The 16340-nt window shown below is 60.1% G+C and carries 10 protein-coding genes; 1 reads left to right on the top strand and 9 read right to left on the bottom strand.

Annotated features, from left to right (window positions below; translation table 11 throughout):
• Nucleotides 1-77: 77 nt before the first annotated feature.
• Nucleotides 78-344, bottom strand: a complete 267-nt coding sequence (locus WLY71_RS01455) for a DUF6124 family protein (protein WP_134419682.1) — start codon at nt 342-344, stop codon at nt 78-80.
• A gap of 507 nt (nt 345-851) precedes the next feature.
• On the bottom strand, nt 852-1754 hold the full coding sequence (locus tag WLY71_RS01450) for a LysR family transcriptional regulator (protein WP_347802216.1): 903 nt from the start codon (nt 1752-1754) through the stop codon (nt 852-854).
• Nucleotides 1755-1920: 166 nt separating this feature from the next.
• Between WLY71_RS01450 and WLY71_RS01445 the strand changes: the two genes are divergently transcribed.
• Nucleotides 1921-3147: an MFS transporter gene (locus WLY71_RS01445; RefSeq protein WP_425589905.1), complete on the top strand. Its 1227-nt coding sequence runs from the start codon at nt 1921-1923 to the stop codon at nt 3145-3147.
• Between the two features lie 141 nt (nt 3148-3288).
• Here the strand turns inward: WLY71_RS01445 and hemE are convergent, their stop codons facing one another.
• From hemE to WLY71_RS01410, 7 genes are all read right to left on the bottom strand, one after another.
• Nucleotides 3289-4356 (bottom strand): uroporphyrinogen decarboxylase, encoded by a 1068-nt coding sequence (gene hemE, locus WLY71_RS01440; protein WP_347802214.1) that lies wholly within the window; start codon nt 4354-4356, stop codon nt 3289-3291.
• 261 nt (nt 4357-4617) lie between these two features.
• Nucleotides 4618-6036, bottom strand: coding sequence for an FAD-dependent oxidoreductase (locus WLY71_RS01435; protein WP_347802213.1), 1419 nt, complete (start codon nt 6034-6036; stop codon nt 4618-4620).
• A 33-nt stretch (nt 6037-6069) separates the two neighbouring features.
• A complete protein-coding gene (gene gltB / locus WLY71_RS01430; protein ID WP_347802212.1) occupies nt 6070-10515 on the bottom strand; it encodes a glutamate synthase large subunit in 4446 nt (1481 codons plus the stop codon).
• 350 nt (nt 10516-10865) lie between these two features.
• Nucleotides 10866-12458 carry an SPOR domain-containing protein gene (locus tag WLY71_RS01425; RefSeq protein ID WP_347802211.1) on the bottom strand — a complete coding sequence of 531 codons (1593 nt, stop codon included), beginning with the start codon at nt 12456-12458 and terminating at the stop codon, nt 10866-10868.
• A 10-nt stretch (nt 12459-12468) separates the two neighbouring features.
• Complete coding sequence (gene aroB, locus WLY71_RS01420; RefSeq protein WP_347802210.1) at nt 12469-13569, bottom strand: 3-dehydroquinate synthase; 1101 nt, start codon at nt 13567-13569, stop codon at nt 12469-12471.
• A gap of 151 nt (nt 13570-13720) precedes the next feature.
• Nucleotides 13721-14239, bottom strand: coding sequence for a shikimate kinase AroK (gene aroK, locus WLY71_RS01415; protein ID WP_010464421.1), 519 nt, complete (start codon nt 14237-14239; stop codon nt 13721-13723).
• A gap of 4 nt (nt 14240-14243) precedes the next feature.
• Complete coding sequence (locus WLY71_RS01410) at nt 14244-16331, bottom strand: type IV pilus secretin PilQ (RefSeq protein WP_347802209.1); 2088 nt, start codon at nt 16329-16331, stop codon at nt 14244-14246.
• Nucleotides 16332-16340 lie beyond the last annotated feature (9 nt).

Raw genomic sequence — 16340 nt, 5'->3', positions numbered from 1 at the left:
GGAGAGCGTGTACATCTGTAGGAGCTGCCGAAGGTTCGGGCCGCGTTCGGACGATCTTTTGATGTTCAAGGTATCCACTAGGGTGAATCGAGGTTATCCAACACACGGTTTACTGCCAGTTCCCCCAACATGATCGACTGCTGAATCCCCAGCAGTGTGTTGCTTTGCGATCCTTCCAGATACCTCGCGAAATCGCTCGCCATGACGTTGGCTGATGCCAGGGATTCACAGGCGTATTCCAGCAGGGTGTGGTTGTCGATATTGGGGGCGATTAGGAAGATTTTGCTTGGTTGGCGTGGAGCATCCGGATCGGTGTCCGGTAGGTTTGTTGTTGTATTCGTCATGTTTCGGCTACCTACAAAGTGGAGCCACCGAGTCGCTACTAATCAAAAGGGTGGCAGCCGTACGCAGGTTAGTAGACCGGGAAACACGAACCGGCGCGCCCGAGAGCGCCCTACGCACAGCTACCATCAAAGTGCAGGCATGAAATTACCTGACTGTCCGGCATGCAAATGCGAATCGTGTAAACACGGGCTACTAAACCCGATCACTGACAATCAGTGACGCGAATCAAGTTACCGATGGCCCCCAAAGCGCACAAGCCGGCGGATTCTGGATTAGTTGTAGGCAATGCCGCAAGGCGCTGTAGCCTTGCTAAGGTATTTCGGAAATGTCCCACGCTCATCAGCGAAGCGTCCGTTTTGGCGTAGGCAACTGCACCTTTTTTGGTGGATTTGCGGACGCTTTCGCGGGCAAGCCCGCTCCCACAAAGTCCGGCAGTGTGTCAAAACGGGTGTTCACACCGCTGAACCCTGTGGGAGCGGGCTTGCCCGCGATTGACTGCGAAGCAGTCACGCCTTCAACGGCTCAACCTTACGCGTCAACAACTCCACAAACGCCTTGGCCATCGGCGACTTCTGATCCTTGCGCTGCACCAGCCACACTGCCGACACCGCCTCTGGATCAAGCAACGGCCGATAGACCACCCCTTCGATGCGCATCCGCTGATAGGACGCCGGCAGCACGGAGACACCCAGCCCCGCCGCCACCAACCCGATGATCGTCATCGCCTCGCCCGCCTCCTGAGCGAAGTGCGGACTGAAACCGGCATCCCGGGCCAGGCTGAGCAATTGTGCGTACAGACCACTGCCATAGCTGCGTGGGAAAAATACGAAGGGTTCGAGGGCCAGGGCTGACAGAAACAAGCCCTCTTCGCTGTCGTTCACCAACGGATGCTTGGAGCTGAGCACCGCCACCAGTGGTTCGCGCATCAGCTCCACCACGCTGAGCGAGTCCGGTAACCCAAGCGGCCGCATGATCCCGACTTCAATCGACTCATCCACCAGCGCATCCGCTACCTGAGTGCTGCTCATCTCCCGCAGGTTCAGGTGCACTGCCGGAAATCGCTGGCGAAACGAAAAAATCGCCTGAGGGATGGTCGAGTTAAATGGCGCCGATGAGGTGAAGCCAATCTTCAGTTCGCCCAACTCACCCAGCTGCGCCCGCCGTGCAACATCCGCCGCCTTGTCGACCTGCGCCAGCACCAGCCGCGCCTCTTCCAGAAACAGCCGGCCGGCTTCACTGAGCTCGACCCGACGATTGGTGCGCTCGAACAACCGCGCGCCCACCTCCTGCTCCAGCGCCTGAATCTGCTGACTCAGCGGCGGTTGTGAGATGCCCAGCACCTGGGCGGCGCGGCCGAAGTGCAGTTCTTCGGCAACAGCAATGAAGTAGCGCAGGTGACGCAATTCCATGAAAACTCCATTAGGTCGTTAAACCTATCAAACAGGTCGAACAATATATTGGATTGAATCATTAGGCAGCTATATGCTTTTTTCATTGCCTGACCGGCTGCGTCCTTTGAGGTCCGAAGTGAAAACTGCTGTCGCTCCACTTGCCCATGAAGTTTCGCCCGCAGCGGTGGACGATGTTGTCGCCGAACTAAAGGAGATCTACATCGAAAAAGGCACGCCGATGTTCATGCGCACGGTGTTGGCGCTGTTCTCCGGCGGCTTCGCGACCTTCGCTCTGCTCTATTGCGTGCAGCCGATGATGCCGCTGCTGTCCCATGAGTACTCCATCAACGCCGCCCAGAGCAGCCTGATCCTGTCGGTCGCCACCGGCATGCTCGCCATTGGTCTGCTGATCACCGGCCCGATCTCCGACCGTGTCGGACGTAAACCGGTGATGGTCGCCGCGCTGTTCGCCGCCGCGCTCTGCACAATCGCCAGCTCAATGATGCCGAGCTGGCACGGCGTGTTGGTGATGCGGGCGCTGATAGGGTTGTCGTTGAGCGGTCTGGCAGCAGTCGCCATGACTTACTTGAGCGAAGAGATCCATCCACAGCACATCGGTCTGGCCATGGGTTTGTACATCGGCGGCAACGCGATTGGCGGGATGTGCGGACGCTTGATTACCGGCGTGTTGATCGACTTCGTCAGCTGGCACACGGCGATGCTGGTGATCGGAGGTCTGGCACTGGTCGCGGCGGCGGTGTTCTGGAAAATCCTCCCCGAGTCGCGCAACTTCCGCGCCCGCTCATTGCACCCGCGCAGCTTGATTGACGGCTTCACCATGCACTTTCGCGATGCCGGCCTGCCGCTATTGTTCCTCGAAGCTTTTGTGCTGATGGGCGCGTTCGTCACTCTCTTCAACTACATCGGTTATCGCCTGCTGGCCGAGCCGTACCACATGGATCAGGCCTTCGTCGGGCTGCTCTCGGTGGTGTATCTGTCGGGTATCTACAGCTCAGCGAAAATCGGCTCGTTGGCCGACAAACTAGGCCGGCGCAAAGTGCTTTGGGCGACGATCGTCCTGATGCTCGCAGGCCTTGCACTGACCATGTTGACGCCACTGCCGGTGGTGATCATCGGGATGCTGATCTTCACCTTCGGTTTCTTCGGCGCTCATTCGGTGGCGAGTAGCTGGATTGGGCGTCGGGCGATCAAGGCCAAGGGGCAAGCGTCGTCGCTGTACCTGTTCAGCTATTACGCCGGGTCGAGCATTGCGGGTACTGCCGGGGGCGTGTTCTGGCACATGGGCGGGTGGAACGGGATCGGGCTGTTCATTGGCGGGTTGCTGGTGATTGCGTTGCTGGTGGCGTTGAAACTGGCGAAGTTACCGCCATTGGAGAATGTGAAAGCTTAGGTTCGGTCACCACAAACAACTGTGGGAGCGAGCTTGCTCGCGATGAGGGCTTCACATTCAACATCTCTGTTGACTGATACACCGCTATCGCGAGCAAGCTCGCTCCCACAGAAAAGCCGGGCGTTTTTTATCGGGCAACGATCACTCGTGATACTGCGCCGACAGTTCATGCACCGCGCGCAAGAAGGCGCCGGCGTGTTCCGGGTCGACTTCAGGCGTGATGCCATGGCCGAGGTTGAACACGTGGCCGCTGCCTTTGCCATAGCTGGCGAGGATGCGGCCGACTTCGGTGCGAATGGCTTCTGGTTTCGCGTACAGCACAGTCGGGTCCATGTTGCCTTGCAGCGCGACTTTGTCGCCGACGCGATCACGGGCGTTGCCGATGTCGCAGGTCCAGTCCAGGCCCAATGCATCGGCGCCAGCGTCGGCGATGCTTTCGAGCCACAGGCCGCCATTCTTGGTGAACAGAATGACCGGCACCTTGCGGCCTTCGTGTTCACGGATCAGGCCGCTGACGATTTTGCGCATGTAGGCCAGGGAGAATTCCTGATATGCCGCCGCCGAAAGGCTGCCGCCCCAACTATCGAAGATCTGCACCGCTTGCGCCCCGGCCATGATCTGGCCGTTGAGGTAGCTGGTGACCGTCTGCGCGAGCTTGTCCAGCAGCAGGTGCAAGGCTTGCGGGTTGTCGTAGAGCATGGTTTTGGTCTTGCGGTAGTCTTTCGACGAGCCGCCTTCGACCATGTAGGTGGCCAGGGTCCATGGGCTGCCGGCGAAGCCGATCAGCGGCACGCGGCCGTTCAGTTCGCGGCGGATGGTGCTGACCGCGTCCATGACGTAGCCGAGGTCTTTGTGCGGATCAGGAATCGGCAGCGCTTCGATGTCAGCCAGGGTGCTGATGACTTTCTTGAAGCGCGGACCTTCACCGGTTTCGAAGTACAGGCCCTGGCCCATGGCATCGGGGATGGTCAGGATGTCGGAGAACAGGATCGCCGCGTCCAGTTGTGGGTAGCGGTCGAGCGGCTGCATCGTGACTTCGCAAGCGAACTCCGGGTTCATGCACAGGCTCATGAAGTCGCCGGCCTTGGCACGGCTGGCGCGGTATTCCGGCAGATAGCGACCGGCCTGACGCATCATCCAGACAGGCGTGACGTCTACGGGTTGCTTGAGCAGGGCGCGAAGGAAACGGTCGTTCTTCAGGGCAGTCATGTCGGCATCCGGAAAAAAAGTGCGGGCATTTTCTCAGAGCGCGACGCAAAAGGCACGGCAAGAGCCGTGCCTTTTGTCTATCGGGTCAATTTGTCGCGGGGGAACACAGTCTTCGCAACACCACAAAACCAATGTGGGAGCGCCGGTCGACGCTCGATTGCCTGCGATGCGGGCACCTCGGTGTGTCAGATAGACCGAGGTGATGCTATCGCAGGCAAGCCAGCTCCCACAGGTATTGCATTCCAATCTATTGGAAGGTGATCAGACGCCCAGGTAACCCAGGATCCCTTCGGCGGCATTGCGGCCTTCGAAGATCGCCGTCACCACCAGGTCAGAACCGCGAACCATGTCGCCACCGGCGAAGATTTTCGGGTTGCTGGTCTGGTGCTTGTACTGACCTTGTTCCGGGGCCACAACGCGGCCCTGGCTATCGGTCTGGATGCTGTGCTGTTCGAACCACGCCGCCGGGCTCGGACGGAAACCGAACGCGATGACCACGGCATCAGCCGGGATGATCTCTTCGGAACCCGGAATCGGCTCGGGGCTGCGACGGCCACGGGCGTCCGGTTCGCCGAGACGGGTCTCGACCACCTTCACGCCTTCGACGCGGTCTTCACCGACGATCGCGATTGGCTGGCGGTTGTAGAGGAATTTCACGCCTTCTTCCTTGGCGTTCTTCACCTCTTTGCGCGAGCCCGGCATGTTCGCTTCGTCACGACGATACGCACAGGTCACCGATTTGGCGCCCTGGCGAATCGAGGTACGGTTGCAGTCCATCGCCGTGTCGCCGCCACCCAGCACCACCACCTTTTTGCCTTTCATGTCGACGAAATCTTCCGGCGACTTTTCAAAACCCAGGTTGCGATTGACGTTGGCGATCAGGAAGTCCAGCGCGTCATGCACGCCCGGCAAATCTTCACCGGCAAAGCCGCCCTTCATGTAGGTGTAGGTGCCCATGCCCATGAACACGGCATCGTACTCTTCGAGCAGTTGCTCGACGGTCACGTCCTTGCCCACTTCGGTGTTCAGACGGAACTCGATGCCCATGCCGGTGAAGACTTCGCGACGATTGCTCAGCACGGTCTTTTCCAGCTTGAACTCGGGGATGCCGAAGGTCAGCAGACCGCCGATTTCCGGGTTCTTGTCGAACACCACCGGGGTCACTCCACCGCGTACCAGCACGTCGGCACAACCCAAACCTGCCGGGCCTGCGCCGATCACGGCAACACGCTTGCCGGTCGGTATGACCTTGGACATGTCCGGGCGCCAGCCCATGGCGAACGCGGTGTCGGTGATGTACTTCTCGACCGAACCGATGGTCACCGCGCCGAAGCCGTCATTGAGGGTGCAGGCACCCTCGCACAGACGATCCTGCGGGCATACCCGGCCACAGACTTCCGGCAGGGTGTTGGTCTGGTGCGACAGCTCGGCAGCCTGGAGGATGTTGCCCTCGGCCACCAGCTTCAGCCAGTTCGGAATGAAGTTGTGCACCGGGCACTTCCATTCGCAATACGGGTTACCGCAACCCAGGCAGCGGTGAGCCTGATCGGCCGAATGCTGGGGTTTGAAGGGTTCGTAGATTTCCACGAACTCTTTCTTGCGTTGACGCAACAGTTTCTTCTTCGGATCTTTGCGCCCGACATCGATGAACTGGAAGTCGTTATTCAGACGTTCAGCCATTGTTAAAACCTCATCAAACTCTTCAGGCGCATATCACTGCGGGTTGGCACGGGTGCTGGAAAGCAACGATTTCAGGTTGGCAGCCTTGGGCTTGACCAGCCAGAAACGACGCAGATAGTCATCGAGATTTTCAGCGAGGTTACGACCCCACTCGCTGTCGGTTTCCTCGACGTATTCGTTCAGCACGCGTTGCAGGTGGCTGCGATAGGCTTCCATCGCCTCACCGCTGATCCGCTGGATTTCCACCAGTTCGTGGTTGACCCGGTCAACGAAGCTGTTGTCCTGGTCGAGCACGTAGGCGAAACCGCCGGTCATGCCTGAGCCGAAGTTGTAACCGGTCTTGCCCAATACGCAGACGAAACCACCGGTCATGTACTCGCAGCAGTGATCGCCCGTGCCTTCCACCACGGTGTGAGCACCGGAGTTACGCACCGCAAAACGCTCGCCCGCGGTACCGGCGGCGAACAGCTTGCCGCCAGTGGCGCCGTACAGGCAGGTGTTGCCGATGATGGCACTGTCCTGAGTCTTGTAGACGCTGCCCTTTGGCGGAACGATGACCAGTTTGCCGCCGGTCATGCCTTTGCCGACGTAGTCGTTGGCGTCGCCTTCCAGGTACATGTGCAGGCCGCCAGCGTTCCACACACCGAAGCTCTGACCGGCCGTCCCGTTGAAGCGGAAGGTGATCGGCGCGTTCGCCATGCCCTGGTTGCCGTGTTTGCGAGCGATTTCACCGGAGATCCGCGCGCCGATCGAACGGTCGCAGTTGCAGATATCCAGGGCGAAATCGGCGCCGCTCATGTCGTTGATGGCCGAGGTGGCCATGTCGACCATTTTCTCGGCCAGCAGGCCTTTGTCGAACGGTGGGTTGCGGTCGACCTGGCAGAACTGAGGCTTGTCTGCCGGGATGTGATCGCTGCCCAGCAATGGCGTCAGGTCCAGGTGTTGCTGCTTGGCGGTCTGGCCTTCGAGGATGTCCAGCAGATCGGTACGACCGATCAGCTCTTCGAGGGAGCGCACGCCCAGCTTGGCCAGCCACTCACGGGTTTCTTCGGCGACGTAGGTGAAGAAATTCACCACCATGTCGACGGTCCCGATGTAGTGATCCTTGCGCAGCTTCTCGTTCTGAGTCGCGACGCCAGTGGCGCAGTTGTTCAGGTGGCAGATGCGCAGGTATTTGCAGCCCAGCGCGATCATTGGCGCGGTGCCGAAGCCGAAGCTTTCAGCGCCGAGGATGGCAGCCTTGATCACGTCGAGGCCGGTTTTCAGGCCGCCGTCGGTTTGTACCCGGACTTTGCCGCGCAGGTCGTTGCCGCGCAGGGTCTGGTGGGTTTCGGCCAGGCCGAGTTCCCACGGAGCGCCCGCGTATTTGATCGAGGTCAGCGGCGATGCACCCGTGCCGCCGTCGTAGCCGGAGATGGTGATCAAGTCCGCGTAGGCCTTGGCCACACCGGCAGCGATAGTGCCGACGCCCGCTTCTGCTACCAGCTTCACCGAGACCAAAGCCTTCGGGTTGACTTGTTTCAGGTCGAAAATCAACTGCGACAAATCTTCGATCGAATAGATGTCGTGGTGCGGTGGAGGTGAGATCAGGGTCACGCCCGGCACTGCGTAACGCAGTTTGGCGATCAGACCGTTGACCTTGCCGCCTGGCAGCTGACCACCTTCGCCGGGCTTGGCGCCCTGAGCGACTTTGATCTGCAGCACTTCAGCGTTGACCAGGTATTCCGGGGTCACACCGAAACGGCCAGTCGCAACCTGTTTGATTTTCGAGCTCTTGATGGTGCCGTAACGCGCAGGGTCTTCGCCGCCTTCGCCGGAGTTGGAACGCGCACCGAGGCGGTTCATGGCTTCGGCCAGGGCTTCGTGAGCTTCCGGCGACAAGGCGCCGAGGGAGATGCCCGCGGAGTCAAAGCGCTTGAGCAACGACTCCAGCGGTTCGATCTCGCTGATGTCCAGCGGCGTGTCCAGGGTTTTGACCTTGAACATGTCACGGATCATCGACACCGGACGGTTGTCCACCAGCGCCGTGTATTCCTTGAACTTGCTGTAGTCGCCCTGCTGCACAGCGGCTTGCAGGGTGTTGACCACGTCCGGGTTGTACGCGTGATACTCGCCACCGTGGACGAATTTCAGCAAACCGCCCTGCTGGATTGGCTTGCGCGGGCTCCAGGCTTCGGCCGCCAGGGCTTTCTGCTCGGCTTCGATGTCGACGAAACGCGCACCTTTGATGCGGCTCGGCACACCACGGAAACTCAGATCGCAGACTTCTTCGGACAGGCCGATGGCTTCGAACAACTGCGCACCGCGGTACGACGTGATGGTCGAGATGCCCATCTTCGACAGGATCTTCAGCAGACCTTTGGTGATGCCTTTGCGGTAATTCTTGAACACCTCATAGAGGTCGCCCAGGACTTCACCGGTACGGATCAGGTCGCCCAGCACTTCGTAAGCCAGGAACGGATAGACCGCCGAGGCGCCGAAACCGATCAACACGGCGAAGTGGTGCGGATCGCGAGCCGTCGCGGTTTCCACGAGGATGTTGGAGTCGCAACGCAGGCCTTTTTCGGTCAAGCGGTGGTGCACCGCGCCGGTGGCCAGGGAAGCGTGGATCGGCAACTTGCCCGGGGCAATGTGACGGTCACTCAGCACGACCTGGGTACGACCGGAGCGCACCGCTTCTTCAGCCTGATCGGCAACGTTGCGGATCGCCGCTTCGAGGCCGACGCTTTCGTCGTAGTTGAGGTCGATGATCGCGCGCTCGAAGCCCGGACGATCGAGGTTCATCAGCGAGCGCCACTTGGCCGGGGAAATGACCGGCGAGCTGAGGATCACGCGCGAGGCGTGTTCCGGCGACTCCTGGAAGATGTTGCGCTCGGCACCGAGGCAGATCTCCAGCGACATGACGATGGCTTCACGCAGCGGGTCGATCGGCGGGTTGGTGACCTGCGCGAATTGCTGGCGGAAATAGTCGTACGGCGTGCGCACGCGCTGGGACAGCACGGCCATCGGCGTATCGTCGCCCATCGAGCCAACGGCTTCGTAGCCTTGCTCGCCGAGCGGACGCAGCACCTGATCACGTTCTTCGAAAGTGACCTGGTACATCTTCATGTACTGCTTGAGTTGATCGACATCGTAGAACGCCGAACCGTGGTCGTTGTCTTCCATGGTGGCCTGGATGCGCAGGGCATTCTTGCGCAGCCATTGCTTGTACGGATGACGGGACTTCAAGCGGTTGTCGATGGCGTCGGTGTCGAGGATCTGACCGGTTTCGGTGTCCACGGCAAAGATCTGACCCGGGCCAACGCGGCCCTTGGCGATCACGTCTTCAGGCTGGTAGTTCCAGACACCGATTTCGGAGGCCAGGGTGATGAAACCGTTTTTGGTGGTGACCCAACGCGCTGGACGCAGGCCGTTACGGTCGAGCAGGCACACCGCGTAGCGACCGTCGGTCATTACCACGCCGGCCGGGCCGTCCCACGGTTCCATGTGCATCGAGTTGTATTCGTAGAACGCACGCAGGTCCGGGTCCATGGTTTCGACGTTCTGCCACGCAGGCGGAATGATCATCCGCACGCCACGGAACAGGTCGATACCACCGGTGACCATCAACTCGAGCATGTTGTCCATGCTGGAGGAGTCGGAACCGACACGGTTGACCAGCGGGCCGAGTTCTTCCAGGTCCATCAGATCATTGGTGAACTTGGTGCGACGGGCCACGGCCCAGTTGCGGTTACCGGTGATGGTGTTGATCTCGCCGTTGTGGGCGAGGAAGCGGAACGGCTGAGCCAGCGGCCATTTCGGCAGGGTGTTGGTGGAGAAGCGCTGGTGGAACACGCAAATCGAGGTTTGCAGGCGCTGATCGCTGAGGTCTGGATAGAAGGCGGTCAAATCCGCCGGCATCATCAGGCCTTTATAAATGATGGTCTTGTGCGAAAAGCTGCAGACGTAGTGATCGGCGTCGGCGGCGTTGGCCACGGACGAGCGACGACGGGAGGTGAACAGCTTGACGGCCATGTCCTGATCGCTCAGGCCATCACCGGCGATGAACACTTGCTCGATCTGCGGCAGGCGCTCAAGGGCCAGGCGGCCAAGGACGCTGGTGTCGATCGGCACTTTGCGCCAGCCCACGAGGGTCAGGCCAGCAGCGAGGATCTCGCGGTTCATGTTCTCGCGAGCGGCTTCGGCTTTGACCGGGTCCTGGTTGAAGAAGACCATGCCCACCGCATATTGCTTGGGCAGTTCGACGCCGAAGGTTTCCTGGGCAATGGCTCGCAGGAACATATCCGGCTTTTGAATCAGCAAGCCACAACCGTCACCGGTCTTGCCGTCGGCGTTGATCCCACCGCGGTGGGTCATGCAGGTCAGGGCCTCGATGGCCGTTTGCAAAAGGGTATGACTGGGCTCGCCCTGCATATGGGCTATCAGGCCGAAACCGCAGTTATCCTTGAATTCATCTGGTTGGTACAGACCTGCTTTCATAGACACTTTCTCACCAGGCTGCCTCTTGTCGAGGCAAATTTCTTTTCAATTCAACCACTTACCATCCGCGCCGAACGTACGCCAGCTTTGCGGGGGCAAAAGGGAGGTCATTGTACACACCGACACAGAGGCTCACAAATTTGACGACGAAATGTCGCAAATCTATGTCGCATTTGTGAAAGGTTTAAAGCGATATGCTGTGCTAGTCAAAACTTTTTTAATTTTGACCGCAACGACTCAAAGACTACTGTGACGCAGACACCACAAGGCACGCGGTCTGTAGAGACGGCATGCGCTTGCAGAAATTTTGAGGTGCCGGGAGAGGCGGCCTGGGTAAGGCCGCCGAATCTTCAGCGAGTTGTTGCCAGTTCCTGTTGGACGCTGGCGACAGTGCGAGGCCAAGGTTTACCAGCCTGAACCTTCGCTGGCAAGGCCTTGATGGCGCTAAGGGCTGCATCGCGGTTGGCGAAGCTACCGTAGGTGATGACGTAAAGCGGTTTGCCGTTGAGGACTTTCTTGAAATAACGGTACTCGCCGCCCTGCTCCTTGACGAAGGATTGCGCGGCCGCTTCAGAGCTGGTGCCGAGGATCTGCACCACGTAGTTACCCGGCGCTTGCCCTGCATACCAGGTGCCGCCGGCGGCCTTGGCCACGGTGGTTGGTTTCTCGGCAGGCTTGGCGGCAGCGGCGGCTGGTTTGGCTGGCACTGGAGCTGGCTTCACGGCAGGCGCTACCGGAACTGGCTTGGCAGTCGCGACCTGAGTCGGAGCAGGCACAGGCTTGGTGGCTGGCGTCGGTGCAGGACCTGCCGACAGACCTGCTGGAGGCGCGGTGGTGGTCACGGTCGGCGGCGTAGCGCTCGAACCTTCGACCGGCACGCCGTCGTCGTCTTCGGTGATGCCACCGGCGGCTTCGGCCAACGGACCACGCATGACCGGCTGCGAGTTGCCGACCAGCGGCAATGGCATCGGTTGCGAGTTACCGGCGAATTCGACGGCAGGTGCGCCGCCGCTGTCAGGTTGTGGCGCGCCCTGGCCGAGCGGCAGTTGCGCCTGTTCGTTGGCAGGTGCGCCAGTGGTCGGTGCTTTGCTGCGACCCGGCATCAGCCAGGCGGCGGCTACCGCGACCACGACCACGGCGGAAATCGCCAATACGTGTTTCTTCGGCATGTTGAACCCCATACTTGGACGCTTCACCGCTGAGCGGCTGGCAATCATGGCTTCGATCATTGCATCGCGGGCAACCTGGTTGATGGTGCCAGGCCAACCGTCGGAGCTTTCGTGAATATCAGAGATCTGATCTGCGGTGAAAAGTTCGATACCCCGGCCGGCGCCCTCGAGCCGCTGGTCCAGATATTCGCGCGTTTCTTCTTCGGTGTAAGGCTGCAACTCGATGACGTGGAAACGCTCTTCTTCGAGACTCAGCGCGTCCAGTTGAGCAATCAACGACGACTCGCCGAACAGGAACACATGCGGGCGACCTTCCGGTGCACCGGCGGCCAGGGCCAGCAAGGCTTCCAGCGCGGACTCGTCGAGCTGCTCGGCGTCATCCACCAGCAAATAGACTTCCTGCCCCGTCAACGCAAGTTGCACCACTTGAGCCAGAATCGCACCGATCTCGGCGTGGGCGACGTTCAGCGCCTGAGCCACCTGACGCAGCACGCCGGCCGCATCACCGGCGCCACGGGCGGAAACCACCACGCTCTGCACCGACTGTTTGTTGGTGCTGGCCACCAGGGCCTGACGCAACAGCGTCTTGCCACTGCCTTGCGGGCCGGTGACTACCAGCAGCAACTGACTGTAGCGTGCCAGGTGATGCAGTTGCCCCAGCACCGGTTTGCGCTGGGCCGGGAAGAATTTGAAGCCAGGCACCCGTGGAGAAAAAGGGTCATGACTCAACTGGTAATGGCCGAGGAAAGCCTCGTCGGCGTGCAAACTAGTCATCGGGATCTTATTAACCTTTAAGCTGAGCCAGAGCGCGGTAATCCGCTCCCAGCGTGGCCTGTAAAACCTCTTTCGGATAATCGTCGGTCACCACCGCTTCGCCCATGTGGCGCAGCAGCACCAGGCGCAAACGACCGTCGATCACTTTCTTGTCAATTGCCATGTGTTCGAGAAAATCGGCTTCAGTCATCTCTTCAGGCGGGATGACCGGCAGGCCGGCACGCTGGAACAGACGAATGCCGCGATAGCGCTCTTGCTCGCTGATCCAGCCCAGGCGCGCGGACATTTCCAAGGCCATTACGGTGCCAGCAGCGACCGCCTCACCATGTAGCCAGACACCATAGCCCATGTGGGTTTCGATGGCGTGGCCGAAGGTATGACCCAGGTTGAGCGTGGCACGAACACCGGTCTCCCGTTCGTCGGCACCAACCACCGCAGCCTTGGCCGCGCAAGAGCGCTCGATGGCGTAAGTCAGGGCGACCTGGTCCAGGGCGCGCAAGCGATCGACGTTGTCTTCAAGCCAGGTCAAAAACGGTTCGTCGCAGATCAGCCCATATTTGATGACTTCAGCAAGCCCCGCGGACAGTTCGCGGGCCGGCAGGGTATTGAGGGTAGCGGTATCAATCAGCACCACGTTCGGCTGATAGAAAGCGCCGACCATGTTCTTGCCCAGCGGATGGTTGATCCCGGTCTTGCCGCCCACTGAAGAGTCGACTTGCGACAGCAGCGTGGTCGGGATCTGGATGAAATCGACACCACGCTGATAGCAGGCGGCAGCAAAACCGGCCATGTCACCAATCACGCCGCCACCGAGGGCGATGACCGTGGTACGGCGGTCGTGCCGCGCGGTCAGCAGACCGTCGAAAATCAGTTGCAGGGTTTCCCAGGTCTTGAACGCTTCGCCGTCGGGCAGCACCACGGAAACCACCGAGAACTGTGCAAGGCTGCGGGCCAGACGCTCGAGATAGAGCGGCGCAACGGTCTCGTTGGAGATGATCGCCACTTGCCGTCCGCGGATATGCGGGGCCAGCAGCTCAGGCTGATCCAACAAACCTTCGCCAATATGAATCGGGTAGCTGCGCTCGCCTAGATCGACCTTGAGTGTCTGCATGTGTCCCCACAGTGAAGATGGAATCAGGCGTCCTGCCTTGAGTTAACGAATGTCTACGGCGTCTGCTGGTGTGACGCCGTTCGGTAGCCATCCGCCACAACCTTGAGCGGCCATGACAGGACGCCGAGGATAGCGCATTTCGCGCTGCGCTTTAACGGGGAGGCAGCTGCTGCAAGCGTTCGAGAATATCGAGCACCACCATTCGCGGCGGCCGCTCATCGGTTTCCACCACCAGATCGGCGATTTCCCGATAAAGCGGATCGCGGATCGCCAGCAGATCTCGAAGGGTCTTGGCCGGATCGGCAGTACGCAACAGGGGTCGATTGCGATCGCGGGAAGTGCGGCCCACCTGCTGCTCGACAGACGCATGCAGATAGACCACCCGCCCCCCGGCGTGCAGCGCCCGGCGATTGGCCTCGCGCATCACCGCGCCGCCACCGGTCGCCAGCACCACGCCGTCGCACCCGCACAGCTCGGCAATCATTGCCTGCTCGCGGTCACGAAAGCCCGGTTCGCCTTCCTTATCGAAAATCCACGGGATATTGGCGCCCGTGCGCAATTCAATTTCCTTATCGGAATCTTTGAACGGCAGGCGCAGCTCTTTGGCCAGCAACCGGCCGATGGTGCTTTTTCCAGCCCCCATCGGTCCAACAAGAATCAAATTTCGCACAGAATCAATGACTCACAGCAATCGCCTGGTTGTTCATGATACGCGGAGTGAGAAATACCAGCAGCTCGGATTTTTTCTCCGAAACCACGTCACGCCGGAAAAGGCGGCCAAGATACGGCACATCACCGAGAAATGGCACCTTATCTACAACCTTGCTCTGAGTATTTGAGAAAACCCCGCCAATCACGATGGTCTCGCCGTCGTTGACCAGGACCTTGGCATTGACCTCGTTTTTCTTGATCGGCGGCACATCCTGCACCTTGTTCAGGTAGTCCGGTTCGTCCTTGGTGACCTTGACCTCCATGATGATCCGGTTGTCCGGGGTGATCTGCGGCGTCACCTCCAGAGACAGCGAGGCCTCCTTGAACGACACCGAGGTAGCACCGCTGGAGCTGGCTTCCTGATAGGGAATTTCCGTGCCCTTGAGGATTTTCGCGGTTTCCTTGTCCGAGGTGACCACCTTGGGCTGCGAGACGATTTCGCCGTTGCCGGTTTTCTCCATGGCCGTCAGCTCGAGATCCAGCAGCACATTGTCGGTGATGAACGCGATGCCGAGCCCCGAGGTGTTGGCGGCGGTGCCCAGGTCGACGAACGGCGCGTTGGTGCTGGTGCTGCCAGGCGTACCGATGGTCGATGAAGCATTCGCCCCGTTGCTGACACCTGAGGTGTTCCAGTTGCCCTTGTTCTGCAACGAACCGCCCCAGCGCACGCCGAGGCTTTTGTCGTAGTCGACGTTGGCTTCGACGATTCGCGCCTCGATCATCACCTGACGCACCGGGATATCCAGTTGCGCGACGATACGGCGCAGTTCGTCGAGGCGATCCTGGGCCTGGTAGGCAATGATGTTGTTGGTCCGCTCATCCACCGTGATCGAGCCCCGCTCGTCGGCTTTTGCCTCGGCACTGGTCACCGACTGGAACAGCTTTGCGATATCGGCCGCTTTGGCGTAGTTGACCTGCAACAGTTCCCGACGCAGAGGCGCCAGGTCGGCAATCTGCTTCTGCGACTCAAGCTCCTGGCGCTCGCGAGCGGCGATTTCATCGGCCGGTGCCACCAGCAAAACGTTACCGATCTTGCGTTTATCCAGACCTTTGGTTTTCAACACCAGATCCAGCGCCTGATCCCACGGTACGTTCTGCAAACGCAGCGTGATGCCGCCCTGCACCGTGTCGCTGGCCACCAGATTGAGATTGGTGAAATCGGCGATCAGTTGCAGCACCGAACGCACATCGATGTCCTGGAAATTCAGCGAGAGCTTTTCACCGGTGTAGGCGAAGCGTTCGGTGTTGCGTTTCTGCAAGTCATCGACGGTCATCGGCCGGATGCTGACGGTCAGCTTGTTGTCGGTCTGGTAAGTCGAATAATCGAAGGCGCCGCTGGGCTCAATGCTGATCGTGGCCCGATCGCCCGTGGCGCTGGCATTGACGAACTGCACCGGCGTGGCGAAATCCTTGACGTCCAGACGTACACGCAACGGTTCAGGCAATTGAGTCCTGGCGAAACCGAGGATGATCTTGCCGTCGCGCTCCTGAATGTCCGGGGCGATGGAAGGATCCGACAGATCGATGACCACATTGCCTTCGCCCTGAGTGCCGCGCTGGAAATCCACACCCCGAATGGCCTTGCCTACCGGCGCATAGGCTTTCGCCGGGGCTGGCGTTGCAGTCGCTGCGCGCGGCGTTTTGGACGCCGGGCTGGAGGCCGTTTTGTTGGCGCCTTGCCCGACCACCACGAACAGAGTATTGCCTTCGACCCGTGCGTTGTACGGAGTCAACTGGGTCAGACTGATGATCAGCCGCGTACGGTCCTTGGCTTGCACCACCGTGGCGCTGCGGGCATTTCCGCCGCCCAGGTCACGATTTTTGCTTTTTAGCTGACTGACGACGCCAGGCAGATCCAACGCAATCCGTGCAGGCGATTCCGTGGTGTAACCGTGAGGCGGCGGTGGCGGCCCATCGAACGACAACTTCAACTCGACGCGGTCCCCCGGCAGCGCGGCGACATCCAGCGCTTTGAGGTTGGCCGCTAGTACCATCGGCGACAGCAACGCTATCCATAGCGAAATACCGAAGGTTGAGAAAATCCTGTTCATTATTCGAGT

The sequence above is a fragment of the Pseudomonas rossensis genome (genome assembly GCF_039888995.1).
In the GTDB taxonomy this organism is placed as follows: Bacteria; Pseudomonadota; Gammaproteobacteria; order Pseudomonadales; family Pseudomonadaceae; genus Aquipseudomonas; species Aquipseudomonas rossensis.
This window is presented reverse-complemented; position numbering and strand designations above follow the sequence as displayed.

Bases quoted from the DNA above. Each gene is read 5' to 3' on its own strand.
- WLY71_RS01455 (WP_134419682.1), bottom strand. From the start codon at position 344: ATGACGAATACAACAACAAACCTACCGGACACCGATCCGGATGCTCCA.
- WLY71_RS01450 (WP_347802216.1), bottom strand. From the start codon at position 1,754: ATGGAATTGCGTCACCTGCGCTACTTCATTGCTGTTGCCGAAGAACTG.
- hemE (WP_347802214.1), bottom strand. From the start codon at position 4,356: ATGACTGCCCTGAAGAACGACCGTTTCCTTCGCGCCCTGCTCAAGCAA.
- WLY71_RS01435 (WP_347802213.1), bottom strand. From the start codon at position 6,036: ATGGCTGAACGTCTGAATAACGACTTCCAGTTCATCGATGTCGGGCGC.
- gltB (WP_347802212.1), bottom strand. From the start codon at position 10,515: ATGAAAGCAGGTCTGTACCAACCAGATGAATTCAAGGATAACTGCGGT.
- WLY71_RS01425 (WP_347802211.1), bottom strand. From the start codon at position 12,458: ATGACTAGTTTGCACGCCGACGAGGCTTTCCTCGGCCATTACCAGTTG.
- aroB (WP_347802210.1), bottom strand. From the start codon at position 13,569: ATGCAGACACTCAAGGTCGATCTAGGCGAGCGCAGCTACCCGATTCAT.
- WLY71_RS01410 (WP_347802209.1), bottom strand. From the start codon at position 16,331: ATGAACAGGATTTTCTCAACCTTCGGTATTTCGCTATGGATAGCGTTG.